General features: G+C 65.7%; 10 protein-coding genes. 1 reads left to right on the top strand and 9 read right to left on the bottom strand.

From position 1 onward, the window contains the following. Position 1: 1 nt before the first annotated feature. The 9 genes from ACFSNN_RS28500 to ACFSNN_RS28460 all read right to left on the bottom strand — a co-directional run bounded on the left by ACFSNN_RS28500 (position 2) and on the right by ACFSNN_RS28460 (position 12,721). Complete coding sequence (locus tag ACFSNN_RS28500; protein ID WP_134464901.1) at positions 2 to 646, bottom strand: DUF4136 domain-containing protein; 645 nt, start codon at positions 644 to 646, stop codon at positions 2 to 4. Beyond that, positions 643 to 3,138 (bottom strand): CHASE2 domain-containing protein, encoded by a 2,496-nt coding sequence (locus tag ACFSNN_RS28495; RefSeq protein ID WP_134464903.1) that lies wholly within the window; start codon positions 3,136 to 3,138, stop codon positions 643 to 645. The genes ACFSNN_RS28500 and ACFSNN_RS28495 overlap by 4 nt, the downstream gene beginning before the upstream one ends. Before the next feature lie 66 nt (positions 3,139 to 3,204). After that, the gene (locus tag ACFSNN_RS28490) at positions 3,205 to 4,659 is read right to left on the bottom strand and encodes a FecR family protein (protein WP_134464905.1); all 1,455 of its coding nucleotides are present in this window, start codon (positions 4,657 to 4,659) and stop codon (positions 3,205 to 3,207) included. Then, positions 4,656 to 5,393, bottom strand: coding sequence for a response regulator transcription factor (locus ACFSNN_RS28485; protein ID WP_106311440.1), 738 nt, complete (start codon positions 5,391 to 5,393; stop codon positions 4,656 to 4,658). The genes ACFSNN_RS28490 and ACFSNN_RS28485 overlap by 4 nt, the downstream gene beginning before the upstream one ends. An 849-nt stretch (positions 5,394 to 6,242) precedes the next feature. Then, positions 6,243 to 6,881 carry a septal ring lytic transglycosylase RlpA family protein gene (locus tag ACFSNN_RS28480; protein WP_134464907.1) on the bottom strand — a complete coding sequence of 213 codons (639 nt, stop codon included), beginning with the start codon at positions 6,879 to 6,881 and terminating at the stop codon, positions 6,243 to 6,245. Positions 6,882 to 6,980: 99 nt separating this feature from the next. Next, on the bottom strand, positions 6,981 to 7,784 hold the full coding sequence (locus ACFSNN_RS28475; RefSeq protein ID WP_134464909.1) for a peptidoglycan DD-metalloendopeptidase family protein: 804 nt from the start codon (positions 7,782 to 7,784) through the stop codon (positions 6,981 to 6,983). A 73-nt stretch (positions 7,785 to 7,857) separates the two neighbouring features. Further along, entirely contained in the window at positions 7,858 to 8,106 is a 249-nt protein-coding gene (locus ACFSNN_RS28470) for a hypothetical protein (protein WP_134464911.1), read from the bottom strand. A gap of 240 nt (positions 8,107 to 8,346) precedes the next feature. Beyond that, positions 8,347 to 11,814: a DEAD/DEAH box helicase gene (locus tag ACFSNN_RS28465; protein ID WP_134464913.1), complete on the bottom strand. Its 3,468-nt coding sequence runs from the start codon at positions 11,812 to 11,814 to the stop codon at positions 8,347 to 8,349. Positions 11,815 to 11,938: 124 nt separating this feature from the next. After that, the gene (locus tag ACFSNN_RS28460; protein ID WP_134464915.1) at positions 11,939 to 12,721 is read right to left on the bottom strand and encodes a DeoR/GlpR family DNA-binding transcription regulator; all 783 of its coding nucleotides are present in this window, start codon (positions 12,719 to 12,721) and stop codon (positions 11,939 to 11,941) included. A 276-nt stretch (positions 12,722 to 12,997) separates the two neighbouring features. Here ACFSNN_RS28460 and ACFSNN_RS28455 point away from each other — a divergent pair, with 276 nt between their 5' ends. Continuing rightward, a complete protein-coding gene (locus ACFSNN_RS28455) occupies positions 12,998 to 15,493 on the top strand; it encodes a GcvT family protein (protein WP_377747589.1) in 2,496 nt (831 codons plus the stop codon). Positions 15,494 to 15,495: the final 2 nt, after the last annotated feature.

The raw sequence follows: 15,495 nt of genomic DNA, 5'->3' as shown, positions 1-15,495 counted from the left end.
GTTACGGCTGAAGCGGCTTCACCGACGTCACCGTCGGCACGCCGCCAGTTTCGTCGGCGTGCAGTTTCACGCGCCAATCCGGCGGTGCATCGAAGGGAAATCTGGCGAGCGCGCTTTTGACGAGCGTCGGCATGGCGTGCAGTGGGTCCGCGTCGCGATCGCTGCTCACCGCGCTGACTTTGTAGACTTCGTGTCCGCTCGCGCGTTCGAAAAACCGCAGCGTCAGCGCATGCTGGTACACGGGACCGCCGAACAGCGAGAATGGCGCGGCGGGCCCGCGTCGGCAGTCGCCTGACGTGCAGCCGTTTTCATTGACGACGATCGTCGCCGGCCGCGTGTCGTAGGCGATTGACAGCAGGTAACGCACGCTTTCCGGCGTCGCCGCGACAAAGCCCTGCTTCGCCAACTCGTTCACCAACACGCTCTCGAATTGCGGATGATCCGCGCCGGCTTCCTGCGACGGCATGCGCGCGATCGTGTAAGTCCGCTCGCCTTGCAGCGCGGCGGCCGCGTTGACGGCGTCGGCGGTATGCACATCGGCGCTCAGGCCCGCGCAACCGGTGAGACTCGCCGCGGCCAGCGCGGCACAGATCAGGATCGCTTTCACCATCTTCTCGCTTCGATAAGGTGCTTGGTCATATGTCATGGGCGCGGGTTGAAGGAGGCGCCCGATTGTGCGTCTTCGAGCACCGGCAGGCAGATCGTGAATGCCGTGCCCTGGCCGGGTTCGCTGGCCACCTCGACATCGCCGCCATGACGCGTGACGACCGTCTTGACGAAGGCCATGCCCAGGCCCGCGCCGCCCACTTCCGGCCGCTCGGTTTCGTGAAACCGCCGGAAGCGCTCGAACAGCCCCGCCTGCTGGTCTTTCGGAATGCCGTAGCCCTGATCGCGAATCGTGCACGACACGCGCCTCGCCGCGCCCGGCACGCCCTTCGGCGTCAGGCTCGCGAGGCTGCATACGATCCGCGTATCCGGCGGACTGTACTTGACCGCGTTGTTCAGAATGTTGACGAGCGCGCGCGTCATCAGCGAACGGTCGGCGCAGATCCAGTGTCCGTCGTCGGCAGCGTCGGCAGCGCCCGTCTCCGTGTGCAGCGTAATGCGCTTGGCGTGTGCCTGCGGCCAGACTTCGTCGCTCGCGTCGATCAGCAACTCGGCGAGACTCACCGGTTCGAGCACATAGGTTTGCGATTCGGCGCGCGCCAGTTGCACGAAGTCGTCGGCTAGCGTCAACGCGCGCTGCGCGTAGCGTTCGATGCGCTCGAGCAAGCCGCGCGCGAGCAACGGCTCGCGGCGGGCACGCTCGATCTCCACCAGCGCGAGAATCGACGCCTGCGGCGAACGCATGTCGTGCGAGAGGAGCCGCAGCGCGTCTTCGCGCTGACGCTCGGCCGCATGCAAGGCCGACACGTCCACAAGGCCCGCGATCCAGCCGGTGGTCTCGCCCTGCGCGTTGGTGCAGTTCGCGTAGCGCAGCAGATGGTCGCGCTCGTCGGCGTCGCGCACCTCGACGCCGTGCGCCATCAGCGCGGCGAATTCGTGGCGCGTGGGATCGAGCGGCGCCGGCCAGTGCGTGCGGGCGAGCAGATTGTTTTCGGCGTCCGACGCGGCATCGGTGTCGATCGTCTTCACGAGCGTCAGGCCGCCCAACACGGCCTGCATCGGACGGCCTTCAGGCAGCGGCGCGCCGAGGCGCGCGAAACGCGCCTTGGCGGCATGATTCGCGATCAGCACGACGCCGCGCACGTCGCTCACGAGGATCGGCTCGGGCATGCTGTCGAGGCTGTCCCACACGAAACGCTTCATGTCCTGCACGCGCTGCGCGGCCTGCGCCATCAGCGCCATGTGCTGCTCCAGCACGTCGCCACCGAACTCGCGGCGGCGCTGCGGCGTTTCCGGCAGCAGATGCGGTTCGTCGGCGAGACGCTCCAGTTCTCCGCGCAGATAGGCCATCGTCATTTCGAGGCGCCGCCAGTTCCAGATCGGATACACGGCCACCAGACCGACGATTGCCGGCACCGGCGACATCCAGAGCCGCGCGCCGTACAGCAAGGCGGCACTACCGGCCGCTGCGAGCAAACACAAGGCGCCGGTCAGCAGCAACGAACGGCGCGGCGACAACACCAGAAATCCGGCCAGCAACGCGGCAAGCGGCGCGAGCGACACGGCGAACAGAATCCACGGATAGACCGGTTCGATCTCGCGGCCGGTGAGCAGCGTGTCGAGCACGTTCGCGTGGATGTACACGCCGGGCAGCGGGCCGAGTTTGCCGGACACCGGCGTCGCGAAACGGTCGTACAAGCCGGACGCGGTCACGCCGATCAGCACGATGCGGCCGCGCAACTGCTCCGGCGCCACGTCGCCGGCGAGCACGCGCGCGAAACTCAGCTTCGTGTAGTTCTGCGCGTTCGGACCGAATGGGATCAGGAAACGGCCTTCGCCGCCGTCGTCGGCGGCCGGGTCGGTTTCGGCTGCGGGCAAAGCGGCGCCGCGCTGCGAGCCGTTCAGATGGAGCGAGCCGTGTTCCACCGCCTGGGCGACCGGCACCATCAACTGCGCCCAGCGTGAATCGGCGTCGCCCTCGTAGCGCGCGACGCTGCGCACGATGCCGTCGCTGTCGACTTCGAGATTGATATGGCCGAGCCCCGCCGCCGCATGCGCGAACGGCGCCACCGGCTCGACCACGACGCGGCGCCCGCTGTCATCGGGCGCGGAGAGCAAGATCGGCAGATAGGTCGGACTCAGCGCGACGGCTCGCGCGAGTTCGGCGTCTTGCGGATTGGCTTCGGTAAACAGCACGTCGTAGATCACCGCGGCGGGCTGCGCGCCGGCGATCTGTTCCAGCAGCTTCGCGTGAACACTGCGCGGCCATGGCCAGCGGCCGAGTTGCGCGATGCTCGCGTTGTCGATTTCGACCACCACGATATCGCGCAGCAGAGGTTGCGCACGCAGGCTCAGCAAGCGGTCGTAGACCAGATGATCGACGCTCGCGCTCAGACGCCCGAGCGAACTGAGCAGAATCACCACGATGCCGAGACAGCCGATGCCCACCCATTCGATCAGGAAGCGGCGGCCGGCGCGCCGTCCGAGACGGGCGCGCGGATCGAGGCTCAGGCGCGTAGGTGTGGTCGGCAAAGGGTGGCGTGGTTCGAAAACAGGAAGCGGGCTGACGCATGGCTCAGCCCCGTGAATCTACCAGCGTCAGCGCGCAAGCGTAAATGAGCGCACCGCGCTGCTCTTTTCATAGAAGCGGCCGTTCTCGAACTGCTCGGCGACGATCGTCCAGTAATAGACACCGGCCGGCAGGTCGCTCACGATCAGTTGACCGCCCGACAGATCGGTGCGGTCCACGAGCGGATGGCGCAGATCGGCCGTGCCCGCCAGCACGAAACGGAAGCGCGTCTCGACCGTGGCACGGCTGACGAACCAGCGGAATTCATAGTCGCGGCTACCGGCCCGCTGCTTCGCCGACGCGGCCAAACCGAGCTGGCGCCGTTCGAACGCGTACACCTGCGGCAAGCCTTCGAGGCCGTGGGTGTCGATCGCGGCGATGCGGACGAAATAGGTGCCGTCGGCCAGGTCGCCGAAATCCGCGTGCGGCTCGCGCACGCGCTGGTCGCGGATCAGGTCGAGCTGGTCGGCGTCGCGCGCGATCTGCACGCGGTAGGCCACCGCGCGGTCGGCCGGCGCGAGGTCGAATGCCACCGTTTTGCCGTCCTGCACCCTGGCCGGCTGCGTGAGCGCCGGCGCTGGCAGCAATTCGACCGGATCGCCGATTGTGCCGCCCGCCCGCGTCACGCTGCCGAAGCGCGCCTTCACGAGTTGCGAGGAGGCCAGCAGCGGCGCGCCGGGCGGCGGCGTGAAAGCGCGACCGCCCGGCGCGGCAGGGTCGACGCCGACCGCGCCGTCCAGCACTTCCACCGCGGTGGTTTGCGCGCCGCCGTCGTAGGCGACCTTGAAGCGCGTGCCGCGCACGCCCGCCACAACGGACGGCGAGCGGATCTGGAAGCGGTCGTCCTTTTTGGTCGCATGCGTGACCTGGCTTTCCACTTCGCCGTTGCGCAGTTCGAGCAGGCGGTCGCCGGCGCCGGTCAGCGTGGTGCGCCGCAGCGTGCCGATATCCAGCAAGCCGTTCTGCCCCACCGTGACGTGCGAGCCGTCCGGCAATTCCAACGTCACAAAACCGTTGTCGCCGGTGCGCACGCGGTCGCCTTCGCCGAGCTTTGTACCTTCGGCGAGTGGCACGTAGGGGTTCTTGCCGAATGCATGCTCGGCCGGTCCGCTGGTCGCGATCACGCGAGCGGATTCCTGTTCCTGTTTGAGCTTGTCGGCGGGCAGAAGCAACGCGATGCCGGCCGGCATGCGGCGTGGCGCGGGCACATGATTCAGGCGGCTCAGCACGGCCCAATCGCTCGGATCGCGCATATAGCGTCCGGCGATCTCGTAGAGCGTATCGCCTTCGTGGGTCAGATACGAGACGTAGGCCGGCGCGGCGGCTTTCGCGCGCGGCTTCGGCGCGCGCGACGTTTGCGCTGACGCCTGCACCGGCGCGAAACAGGTTATTGCGAGCAGCCCGGCGGCCGCGAGCCACGCGCCGCTACGGCGGCCCGGCGATATCAGGTAACCACGCGCTGCCCCAGCGACGGAAAGCGTCACGCCTCCCCCGCTTCAGGGCGTTCGCCGGCCGCTGCCGGCGGTGTGGCGGAATCGATTCGCTCCAGCCGGTAGCCATAGCCGTAAATCGGCGTCAGCCGATAGCCCTGCTCCGGGCGCAGGCCGAGCTTGCTGCGCAGCATCGACACGTGGGTGTCCATGGTGCGCGACGGAATGTCGGTCGCCTGCTTCCAGATCACGTCGAGAATGTGCGCGCGCGACAGCGGCCGGCTCAGATGCTGGAACAGCAGAAGCGCGAGTTCGAATTCCTTCTGCGTGACGGCGACCGTCGTGCCGCGCGCCACCACGTGCTTTGCGCCCAGATCGAATTCGAATTCGCCGAAGACTTCCTTCGCCGCGGCCGGCTTGAGGTGATACGCGCGGCGCAGCAGTGAACCGACGCGCGCCAGCAAGACCGCCGCGGACACCGGTTTGACGACGTAGTCGTCCGCGCCTGTGTTGAGAATCGACGTGATGTCGGTTTCGCGGCCGCGGCTCGTCATGAACAGAACCGGCAGACGCTCGGAGAGGCTTTCGCGCACCCAGCGCAGCACCTCTTCGCCCGACATGTCGGGCACGTTCCAGTCGAGCACCAGCAGATCGAACGTCTGGCGCCGCAACTGCCGCACCAGTTCGCGGCCCGCGCCGTATGCGTGACAGATATGGCCCGCCGCCGACAGCGTTTGGCAAACCAGGTCGGCCTGAGCCGAATCGTCATCCAGGACAGCAATTCTCATAACACCCCGCAACGCGACATCATTCGTAACTGGTGGCCGGCTAGCCGGCAGATGACCGGGATGACGGCGTAAGCACCGACGATCCGGCTTCCAATTTCATCTTCGGCTGCACATTTTTCTAGTGGTCCTTTGCCTTGCGCCCTGTTCAGGCCTTCCGCCGCCATCTCGATATTAGGACGCGCGATTCGCTTTATCGCGCGAGGTATCGAGGGGGAAGGCCATCATAATCGAAAACAGCTGCTGTTTTCCGGATGCGATTAGGCCGCTATCCGGTCCGGCTATGCGACGTCATTTATTGGTATCGACCACTTGGGTCGTGGTTCGGATCGGCTGGTCTCGCCTGCGCGGTGATTGGCCCCGTTCGCCGTTGTCTTTTCTGGCCGCGTGCTGCATTCAGCTCGTGGCGATTTGACAATTTGCGAGTCAGTATAGGAACAGTCTCAAAATAAATCGTTTAAGAATTGTTAAACCGAGCGGCTCGCGATCCGGACAAAAAAATGCGGCGCGGCCTCAATCCAAGGCCGGCGCCGCTCAAACATCACACGCTCGCGGGGGGTCTAGCCGCACGAGTGAAATCAAATTAGCCGGTCATAAAATCGAGCTCAAGATGAAAAAACTGCGTTTGTAACCAGCAGCGAGGTAGTTATTACGTCGGACGTAATTCGTTCCGAACGCAGACCTTGCGTCATATGCGCCGAAAATCGTATGAATTGAAGTGCCTGCATCGAGAAATTTACATACGCAGCCGTTTTGTTACAGTCGACGCCGGTTGTCTGATTCTTACGGCAGCCGTCAATCAACCAATCGGCCTTCTGGCCGGCTTTGACTTTTCCGTAATCGCGATCGGCATCAGGCGCTGTTACCCAGGCAGTGGCGTGCCGTCGCGACACGTTCCAGCATGACCTGCGCGTTGCCCTTCGAACCAAGGCCGAGCGCCTGCGCGGCGCCATACGACAAATCGATGATCCGGCCACGCACGAACGGTCCGCGATCGTTGATACGAACGATCACCGAATGCGCGCCGTTGAGCGCCGTTACCCGTACGCAGGCGCCCAGCGGAAAGGTGCGATGCGCTGCCGTGAGCGCGTGCATGTCGTAGCGCTCGCCGCTGGCGGTGCGGCGCCCCTGGAACGGCTTGCCGTACCACGTCGCCATACCCGTTTGCCGGAAGGTGTTGCCGCAGGCGCAGGCGGGTGTGGACGATGCGGCATCGTCGTTCAGCGATGGATTGGGCGGCGGCTCGTAGCTCACGCGGTCCGCTGTGTGCGCTACGTGCGATGCACCGCGGTCGCCGCGGTCGCCGAATTCGCCGGCTTGCGCCGCGTGCAGCGCCGCACCGTGAACCAAGCGGTCGACGGCGGCACTGCCGCTCAGCGAATCGCGACCGGCGTCCGGCTGCGCGCATCCGGCAAGCGCGAGCAGTGCGCCGAGCAACAGGACCGCCGAGGCGCGCCGGCCCGCCGCAAAGCAATGTGGAGAGGAAATCATAGGCATCATTTCACGCGACGCGCCGCCTGCGGCAGGCTGCGCGTCGCGTTCGAGTTCAAGGTCACTGCGGATGAGCGGCGAGGCCGCGAGCGCGCCGCGTTACTGGCGTTTCGGAAGGTACTTGAGCGGATCGACCGGTTTGCCGTCCGCGCGCACTTCGAAGCGCAGCGACGCCTGGCCTTTGTCATCCGCGCCCATTTCGGCGATCACCTCGCCTGCCTTGACGTCCGCGCCTTCCTTGACGAGCAGCGCGCGGTTGTTGCCGTACGCCGTCAGCAGGTGGGCGTCGTGCTTGATGATGATCAGCTTGCCGTATGCCGCGATGCGCCCGCCCGCGTACACAACGCGGCCGCCAGCCGACGCCCGCACGGATTCGCCGACGCGCCCGCCTATCGAGATTCCCTTCGTCTTGCCCGACACGAAAGGCGCGCTCACCTGACCGCTCGCCGGCCATGCGAGTCGAGCCTTGGCGGACGCGGGTTCGCTCGGGCTATCCGCAAAGATGGCGCGTGCCTGTTCAAGCGAATTCGAAGGCGCGCCGGTTGCGGCCGGTGCGCCGGCAACTAGCGGTGGCGCGACGCGCAGCACCTGGTCGACGCGCAGGCCGTCGGTGGGCGACAAGTGGTTCCATTGCGCGAGCGCCGAAGGCTCGCGACCGAACGCCTTGGCGACGCCGATCTGCGTGTCGCCGGGATTGACGCGGTAGAAGCCCGCCGGAACTTGCGAAGTAGGCACCGGCGTCGGCGCGTTCGAGAACGCGGCCGCGGGCGGCGGCGCCTCGTCGGCATGGGTCGGACGTGCCGGCGACGCGAGCAACGCACAACTTGTCAACGACGCGGCCAGCAACAACGCGAACAGTATGGAAGAGCCCGATCTGGCAAAACGGGACGAACAGGTTTTCATCGGGGAGATCCGGGTCAATCGAACCGGGCCGGCGACCTGCGCCGGCCCGCATCGTCACATCGTCGGGCGATGCTTACGGCTTAGCCGGCGCTGCGTCGTCGTTCGACGGCGCGTCTTGCGCACCGCTGGCAGCGGACGCCGCCTTATGGTGATGCGCGTGCTTGTGATGCTTCTTCTTGTGGTGATGCTGCGCGGCCGGCGCCGAGGCTTCCTGGGTAGCGACGCCTGCCGACGACGATGCGACGACCGGCGAGGATGCCTGGGCGAATGCGCCGATCGAGAACAGACCCGCGACGGTAACGGCGAAAATGTGCTTCTTCATGGACGGTTTTTCCTTAACGAACTGCGTTGACTGACCGCTTTACGGTCGCGTGTTCAACGAGTGTCAGGACAAAGCGTTGACGGCATCGCCGGGAACAGCCCCTTCCTTGACGATTTGTCACGATTGCGCTCATGGCAGCGTCAAATCTGGAGATATTTGAGCGCCCACGAACGGGCGCAACGTCGCGCGGCGCGATGAGTGCGCCGCACGTTTCGAGATGGTTTGCTGGACGGCCGGTTCCTACCGGCCACTTTCGATTTCCGGCATCGGCGCGAACAGCGCGTCGAGATCGTCGTCCGAGAACTTGGCGGCGCCGGCGGCGTCTTCGGAAAGAATGCTGTCGGCGAGCCCGGCCTTCTGCTCCTGCAACTCGACGATCTTTTCCTCGATGCTGCCCGCCGCGATCAGCTTGTAGACGAACACCGGCTTGTCCTGTCCCAGCCGATGCGCGCGATCGGTCGCCTGATTCTCGGCGGCCGGGTTCCACCAAGGGTCGTAGTGGATCACCGTGTCGGCGGCGGTCAGGTTCAGGCCGACGCCGCCCGCCTTCAGGCTGATGAGGAACAGCGGCACCTCGCCCTTCTGAAAACGCTCGACCGGCGTGACGCGATCCGTCGTGTCGCCGGTGAGCATCACGTAGGGGATCTCGGATTCTTCGAGCGCCTGCGCGATCAGCGACAACATGCCGGTGAACTGCGAGAACAGCAGCACGCGGCGGCCTTCCTCGATCAGTTCCGGCAGCATCGACAGAAGCAGGTCGAGCTTGGCCGAGCGCATGGCGCGCGCGCCCTTCTCGATCTTGCCCGTCCTGTCGGATTTTTCAGGAACGTCGCCCGCCTCGCCGGCTGCCTTGAGCGTTCTGACGAGTCGCGGATCGCAGCACACCTGGCGCAGCTTCAGCAAAGCGTCGAGCACGATGATGTGACTGCGCGCGAGACCCTGCGCGCTGACAGCGGCGCGGACTTTCTCCTGCATCGCCGTGCGCACAGTTTCGTAGAGGTCGCGCTGCGCGCCTTCCAGATCCACCGAGCACAGGATCGTGGTCTTGGCCGGCAACTCCTTGGCGACCTCGTCCTTGCGACGGCGCAGCATGAACGGCCGGATGCGCCGCGCCAGCAAAGCGCGGCGCACGCCGTCGCCGTTCTTCTCGATCGGATTGCGCCAGCGCTTGGTGAAGTCTTTCTGGCTGCCGAGAAAACCGGGCAACAGAAAGTCGAACTGCGACCACAGCTCGCCCAGATGATTTTCCAGCGGCGTACCCGTCAAACACAGCCGATGCCGCGCGCGCAGCCCGCGAATCGCCTGCGCGGCTTTGGTAGTGGCGTTCTTCACGTACTGCGCTTCGTCGAGTATCAGCAAGTGATACTCATGCTCGGCGAGCACCTTCTGGTCGCGCCACAGCAGCGCGTACGTGGTCAGAATCAGTTCGTGCTCGCCAATCTGCTCGAAGCGCTCCTTGCGCTGCGGACCGTTGAGAAGCAGCACCTTCAATTCGGGTGCGAAGCGGCGCGCCTCCTCGCGCCAGTTGTGCACGAGCGTGGTCGGCACGACGATCAGCGCAGGCCGAGTCAGCCGCCCCGCTTCTTTTTCCGCGAGGATATGCGCGAGCGTCTGCACGGTTTTGCCCAGACCCATGTCGTCGGCGAGCACGCCGGCGAGGTTCTGCTCGCGCAGAAACTGCATCCAGTTCAGACCTTGGTGCTGATAGGTTCGCAGTTCGGCCTTCAGGCCGCGCGGCACCTGGACTTCGCGCAGACCCGGCCCGGCTTGCAGACGCTGCGCGAGTTGGCGGATCGAATCGTCGCCACGGAATTGCCAGCGGCCCGTGCCGTTCAGCGCTTCAAGGCGGCCGGCGTCGACGGATGCCACGCGCAGCGGCGCGCCGTCCGCGAGCGAGCCGCCGAGTGCGTCGAACAGATCGACCAGCACGCGCACCACCGGCTTCAGTCGATCGGCACGCAAACGCAGACGTTTGTTCTCCTCGGTCTTCAGCTCGATCGGTTCATCGTCGGCGATGGCTTCGAGCGCGCCGCCCAGCCAGCGCTTGTCGCGCCGGAACAGATCGGCGAGCAGCGGTTCGAGCCGCACGTTGCGCTCGCCGATGCGGATGCCCATCTCCAGATCGAACCAGCCGTCGCCGGCCTGATGCGCGGTGCCTTCGATCGCGTCGATCTCGATCACGTTGTAGCGGAACTCGGGCGCCATCGTCACACGCCAGCCTTTGCTCACGAGCTCCGGCACGGCGTCGTTGACGAACGCGGACCACGCCTCGGCATCGGGCAAGCCGAGCATGGTGTCGGGCAACAGACGCGATGCGTAGACGCGGCTGGTCGGCACCTTCTGCAAACCGGTCTTGCGCAGTTCGAGCAGACGCTTTTTCTCGGCCTCGTAACGGCGGCGGATATGAATGACATCGCCGCCCGGCATCGGCACGAGCGTCACGCTGCTGTCCACGTTGATGCTCACGCCGTCGTAATCGAAACTCACGCCGGCCAGCTCGACCGCTCCGGATTGACGCAGCCCCGCCTTGCTCGTCGAAGACGGCAGCGCGTGACTATTGAGCAACAGCACCGGCACCGGCTCGACGTCGAGCACGCGAATCGCGGACGCGTCCTGCGTGGGCGGCAGCGGCAACTCGGGCGCGATCTCGCGCAGCACCGAGGCGACCAGCGGCGCTTCGGCGAGCGAGATGGGCGGCATGGCGAGGTAATCCGGCAACTGCTGGAACGGCAGCGACGACCGGACGACGCCCGCCTCGTTCGCGACGCCGTCCACATACCACACCGGCTCGGTCGGCAGCACCATGCTGGCGCGCGGCTCGGTGCACAGCACGGGCCGCAGACGCTCGTCCGCGAGCGGCTCCCATTCGATCCGGCCGGGCCGCTCGGCGCCGCGCGACAGTGCGGCCGGTCCGGCCTCGCCGGGCGCGGGCTTGAAGTCGAAGAACAGCCGCCCGGTCGCGATCAGTTTCTGCAGCATCTCCGCGCCGCTCGTGCCGCGCAGAATGAACTGGCCGAAATCTTCACGGGAGCGGCCGAGCCAGAGACCGCGCAGGATCGACAGGTCTTCGTCGGAGACGAACTTCGGCTGCTTGAGCAGCGCCGCTTCCACGTTGCCCCAGGCTTCGTCGATCGCGACGACCTCGCCGGCGGCATTGCAGCGCGCGCGGTACAGCACCACTTCGTGGCGCTTGTGGAAGCTGGACCAGTTCAGCTGGTATGCGAGCGTCTGCGTGCGTGGGGCGCTCGCCTTCTGCGCGTCGGCATCCGCGGCCTCGGCTCGGGCGCGAAAGCGTTCGAGCCAGCTGACCAGTTCGGGCCGCACGCCTGACGGCTGCCCCATGTGCCCCATGTGTGCAATCCGCTTCGGCGGCAGATCGCCCGTGGTCTCGCTGTCGTCCAGTTCGACCTCGGTGATGTGGTCCATCTCGTCGTGGTACTCGAGCTCGGCAAACAGCAGCGCGGCGACGTGCTTGCAGTTGCGGCCGACCGGACACGTGCAGTCGCCTTGCGCCCAAGGCGAACCGCCATCGGTACGGAACCGCACCCGCGTTCTGTAGGGTGTCGGCTGGGTGCCTTGCACGTCGCCGCTGAGCGTGGCGCCGTGCCATTTCACGTTGGCGACGGGGCCGACCGAGCGCGCCTTGGCGACGGTGTGGTCCCCGAGCCATTCTGCAATCCGTTCCCGATCAAAGAAAACTGACGACATCAGCGTCCAATCCTATTCAAGCCGGCTTGGGCAAGCGCGCGGAGAGAATCAGCCCGGCAGCGCGCGGATGGCGCCGGCCGGTGAAAATCTGTGCGGCATCGATTGCCTGTGGTAACCGGCCATTTTACGCGTTGGACGAAATGGGCTGTGTGCTCACCTCCACATCCACACCGGCCGCCGCGAACACCTGAGCCAGTGCGTGCGCCGGTGCTTCATCCGTTACCAGCAGATCGAAGGCGTCCGCGCCGAACGCGTGCACCAGTGCGCTGTGGCCGAATTTCGCGTGATCGGCCGCGACCACGCACCGTTCGGCCTGGGCGAAGGCCGCCTGCGAAAACGCCGCATCGGCGGGCAGCGCGTCCATGAAACGCCCCTGCGTGTCGATCGCGGTGACCGAGACGATCGCGTAGCGCACGTGAAACTGCCGCAGAAAAGCCAGCGCGTTGTCGCCGACCGCCGCGCAATCGTCCGGCCGCAACTCGCCGCCCGTAATGAACACCCGGTTGCCATTACGCGGCGCCAGCACGCGCGCGACTTCGATGGAAGGGGTCACGACCGTGAGCCGCGAGCGGGCGGCGAGCGCCTGCGCAATATGCAGACAGGTCGTGCCGCCCTCCAGGATCAGCGAATCGCCGTCCCGCACCAGTTCGCCGATGCGCGCGCCGATTGCCCGCTTGCCCTGCTGGCTTGCCGTCATGCGTCGCTGGAACGGCGGCTCGTCGAGTCGCTCGGGCAGCATGATGCCGCCGTGGACCTTGATCAGCAGGCCGTCCGCGATGAGCGGCTTGATGTTGCGGCGGATGGTCTCGTCGGAGACGTCGAAACGGCCGGCGAGATCCGTGATGGTGCAGGTGCGCTGCTCGCGGACGAGTCGCAGGATTTCGGCTTGGCGCTGGTTGGAAAACATGGCGATTGGGCGGTGGTGGTTCAGTGGAGTCTAGCAAAAGACACAGTTCGGCGGGTTGGATAGCCACACGTTTCCAACCAAAACCACATGCTCACGGCGATGACGGCCCCGGCTATTCTGCTGAAACAGGCTGGCGCGAAATCGCTCTCTTCCAAAGAGCACGATCGAGTGACCGTTGCATGACGCCGCGGAAATCACACAACGGGGTTTTGCGTTCGTTGCATTTTGTGTTTTTTTACGGCAATCTACACACATTTCATCCACGCATTTCCACATATGTCCACACACCTTCCCACTCATGCGCGCGTTGTCATCGTCGGCGGCGGGATCATTGGCTGCTCGGTCGCCTACCATCTGACCAAGCTGGGCTGGACCGATGTGGTGCTGCTCGAACAGGGCCAACTCTCGTGCGGTACGACCTGGCACGCTGCCGGGCTCGTCGGCCAGTTGCGCGCGCAGGAAAGCATGACGAAGCTGATCCGCTATTCGACCGCGCTCTACGCCGAACTCGAAGCCGATACCGGCCTCGCCACCGGCTGGAAGCAATGCGGCTCGCTCTCGGTGGCGCGCACGGCCGAGCGGATGACGCAACTCAAACGCACCGCCGCCGTCGCGCGCGCCTACGGCGTGGCCTGCGAAGTGATCAGCCCGCGCGAAGCCGGCGAACTATGGCCGGTCATGCGCACCGACGACCTGCTCGGCGCGGTCTGGCTGCCCGGCGACGGCAAGGCGAATCCCACCGACCTGACCCAGGCTCTCGCCCGCGGCGCCCGCCAGCGCGGCGCGCGCATCGTCGAAAATACCCGCGTCACGGCGATCCACACGCGCACCGCGCAAGACGGCAAGGCGAACGGCGCGCGTGAAGTCAGTGGCCTCGCGTGGCGCAACAAGGACGGCGAAGAAGGCACGCTCGGCGCGGACATCGTCGTGAATTGCGCGGGCCAGTGGGCCAAGGCCGTTGGGCGCTTGTGCGGCGTGACCGCGCCGCTGCATTCGGCCGAGCACTACTACATCGTCACGGAACGGATTGCCGGCGTGCATCCGGATCTGCCGGTGATGCGCGACCCGGACGGCTTCATTTATTTCAAGGAAGAAGTGGGCGGCCTCGTGATGGGCGGCTTCGAGCCGGATGCGAAACCGTGGGGCATGAACGGCATCCCCGAGAATTTCGAGTTTCAACTGCTGCCGGACGATTGGGATCAGTTCGAAATCCTGATGGAAAACGCGCTGCAGCGCGTGCCCGCTCTCGAAACCGCTCAGGTGAAGCAGTTCTATAACGGCCCCGAATCGTTCACGCCGGACAACAACTTCATGCTGGGCGAAGCGCCCGAACTGCGGCGCTTTTTCGTCGGCGCGGGTTTCAATTCGATGGGGATCGCGTCGGCGGGCGGCGCCGGGATGGCGCTCGCGGAATGGATCGTCGCGGGCGAGCCGACCATGGATCTGTGGCCGGTCGATATTCGCCGCTTTGCGCGCTTCAACGGCAACGACACGTGGCTGCACGATCGCGTGAAGGAAACGCTCGGCCTGCATTACGCGATGCCCCGGCCGAATCGCGAACTCGACAGCGCGCGCCCGTTTCGCCGCTCGCCGCTGTATTCGCTGCTGCGTGACGAAGGCGCATGTTTCGGCAGCAAGATGGGCTGGGAGCGCGCCAACTTTTTCGCGCCCTCGCCTGAAGAGGCCAGAATCGAGTACGCGTTCGGCCAGCAGAACTGGTTGCCCTGGAGCGGCGCCGAACATCGCGCGTGCCGCGAAGGCGTCGCGCTGTTCGACATGACTTCGTTCTCCAAATTTCTCATCAAGGGACGCGACGCGCAAAGCGTGTTGCAAGGCCTCGTCGCCAACGACGTGGACGTGCCGAACGGCACCACCGTCTACACCGCGATGCTTAACGAGCGCGGCGGCTATGAATCGGACTTCACGCTCACACGCCTCGCCGACGATCAATACCTGCTCGTCACCGGCACCGCGCAAACCACGCGCGACTTCGACAGCATCGAAAAATTGATTCCGCACGACAGGCACTGCACGCTCGTCGACGTGACCGGCCAATATGCGGTGCTCGCCGTGATGGGCCCGCGTTCGCGCGAACTGCTGCAAAGCGTGTCAAAAGCGGATTGGAGCAACGAGGCGTTCGCATTCGGCCAGAGCCGCGAGGTCGATCTCGGCTACGCGACGGTGCGGGCCACGCGTCTCACCTATGTCGGCGAACTCGGTTGGGAGTTGTACGTGCCGGCGGAATTCGCGGTCGGCATGTACGAGACGCTGCACGCAGCAGGTAAAGCGTTCGGCCTCGTCAACGCGGGCTACTACGCGATCGACTCCTTGCGCATCGAGAAAGGTTATCGCGCATGGGGCCGCGAGCTCACGCCGGATACGAACCCGTTCGAAGCGGGCCTCTCGTTCGCCTGCAAGCTCGATAAGGACATTGCGTTTCGCGGCCGCGACGCGCTCCTGAAATTGCGCGCCGAACCGCTGCGCAGACGCATGGTCGTGCTGACCGCCGACGGCGCAACGGACCGCATGCTATGGGGCGGCGAAGCGATTCTGCGCGACGGCAAACCGGTGGGCTTCGTGAGTTCGGCGGCGTTCGGCCACACGCTGGGCTGTCCGGTGGCAATGGGCTACGTGAACAATCCCGACGGCGCAGCGGACGCCGCGTATCTGAACAGCGGCAGCTATGCGATCGACGTCGCCGGCGAACTGTTGCCGGCAACGCTGCATCTGAAGGCGCCTTACGATCCGCGCTCGGAACGCGTGAAGCGTTAAAC

Source organism: Paraburkholderia dipogonis (assembly GCF_042680985.1).
Taxonomy (GTDB): Bacteria; Pseudomonadota; Gammaproteobacteria; order Burkholderiales; family Burkholderiaceae; genus Paraburkholderia; species Paraburkholderia phytofirmans.
Note: the sequence above shows the minus strand (reverse complement) of the source record. Positions and strands in the feature narration are given on the sequence as shown.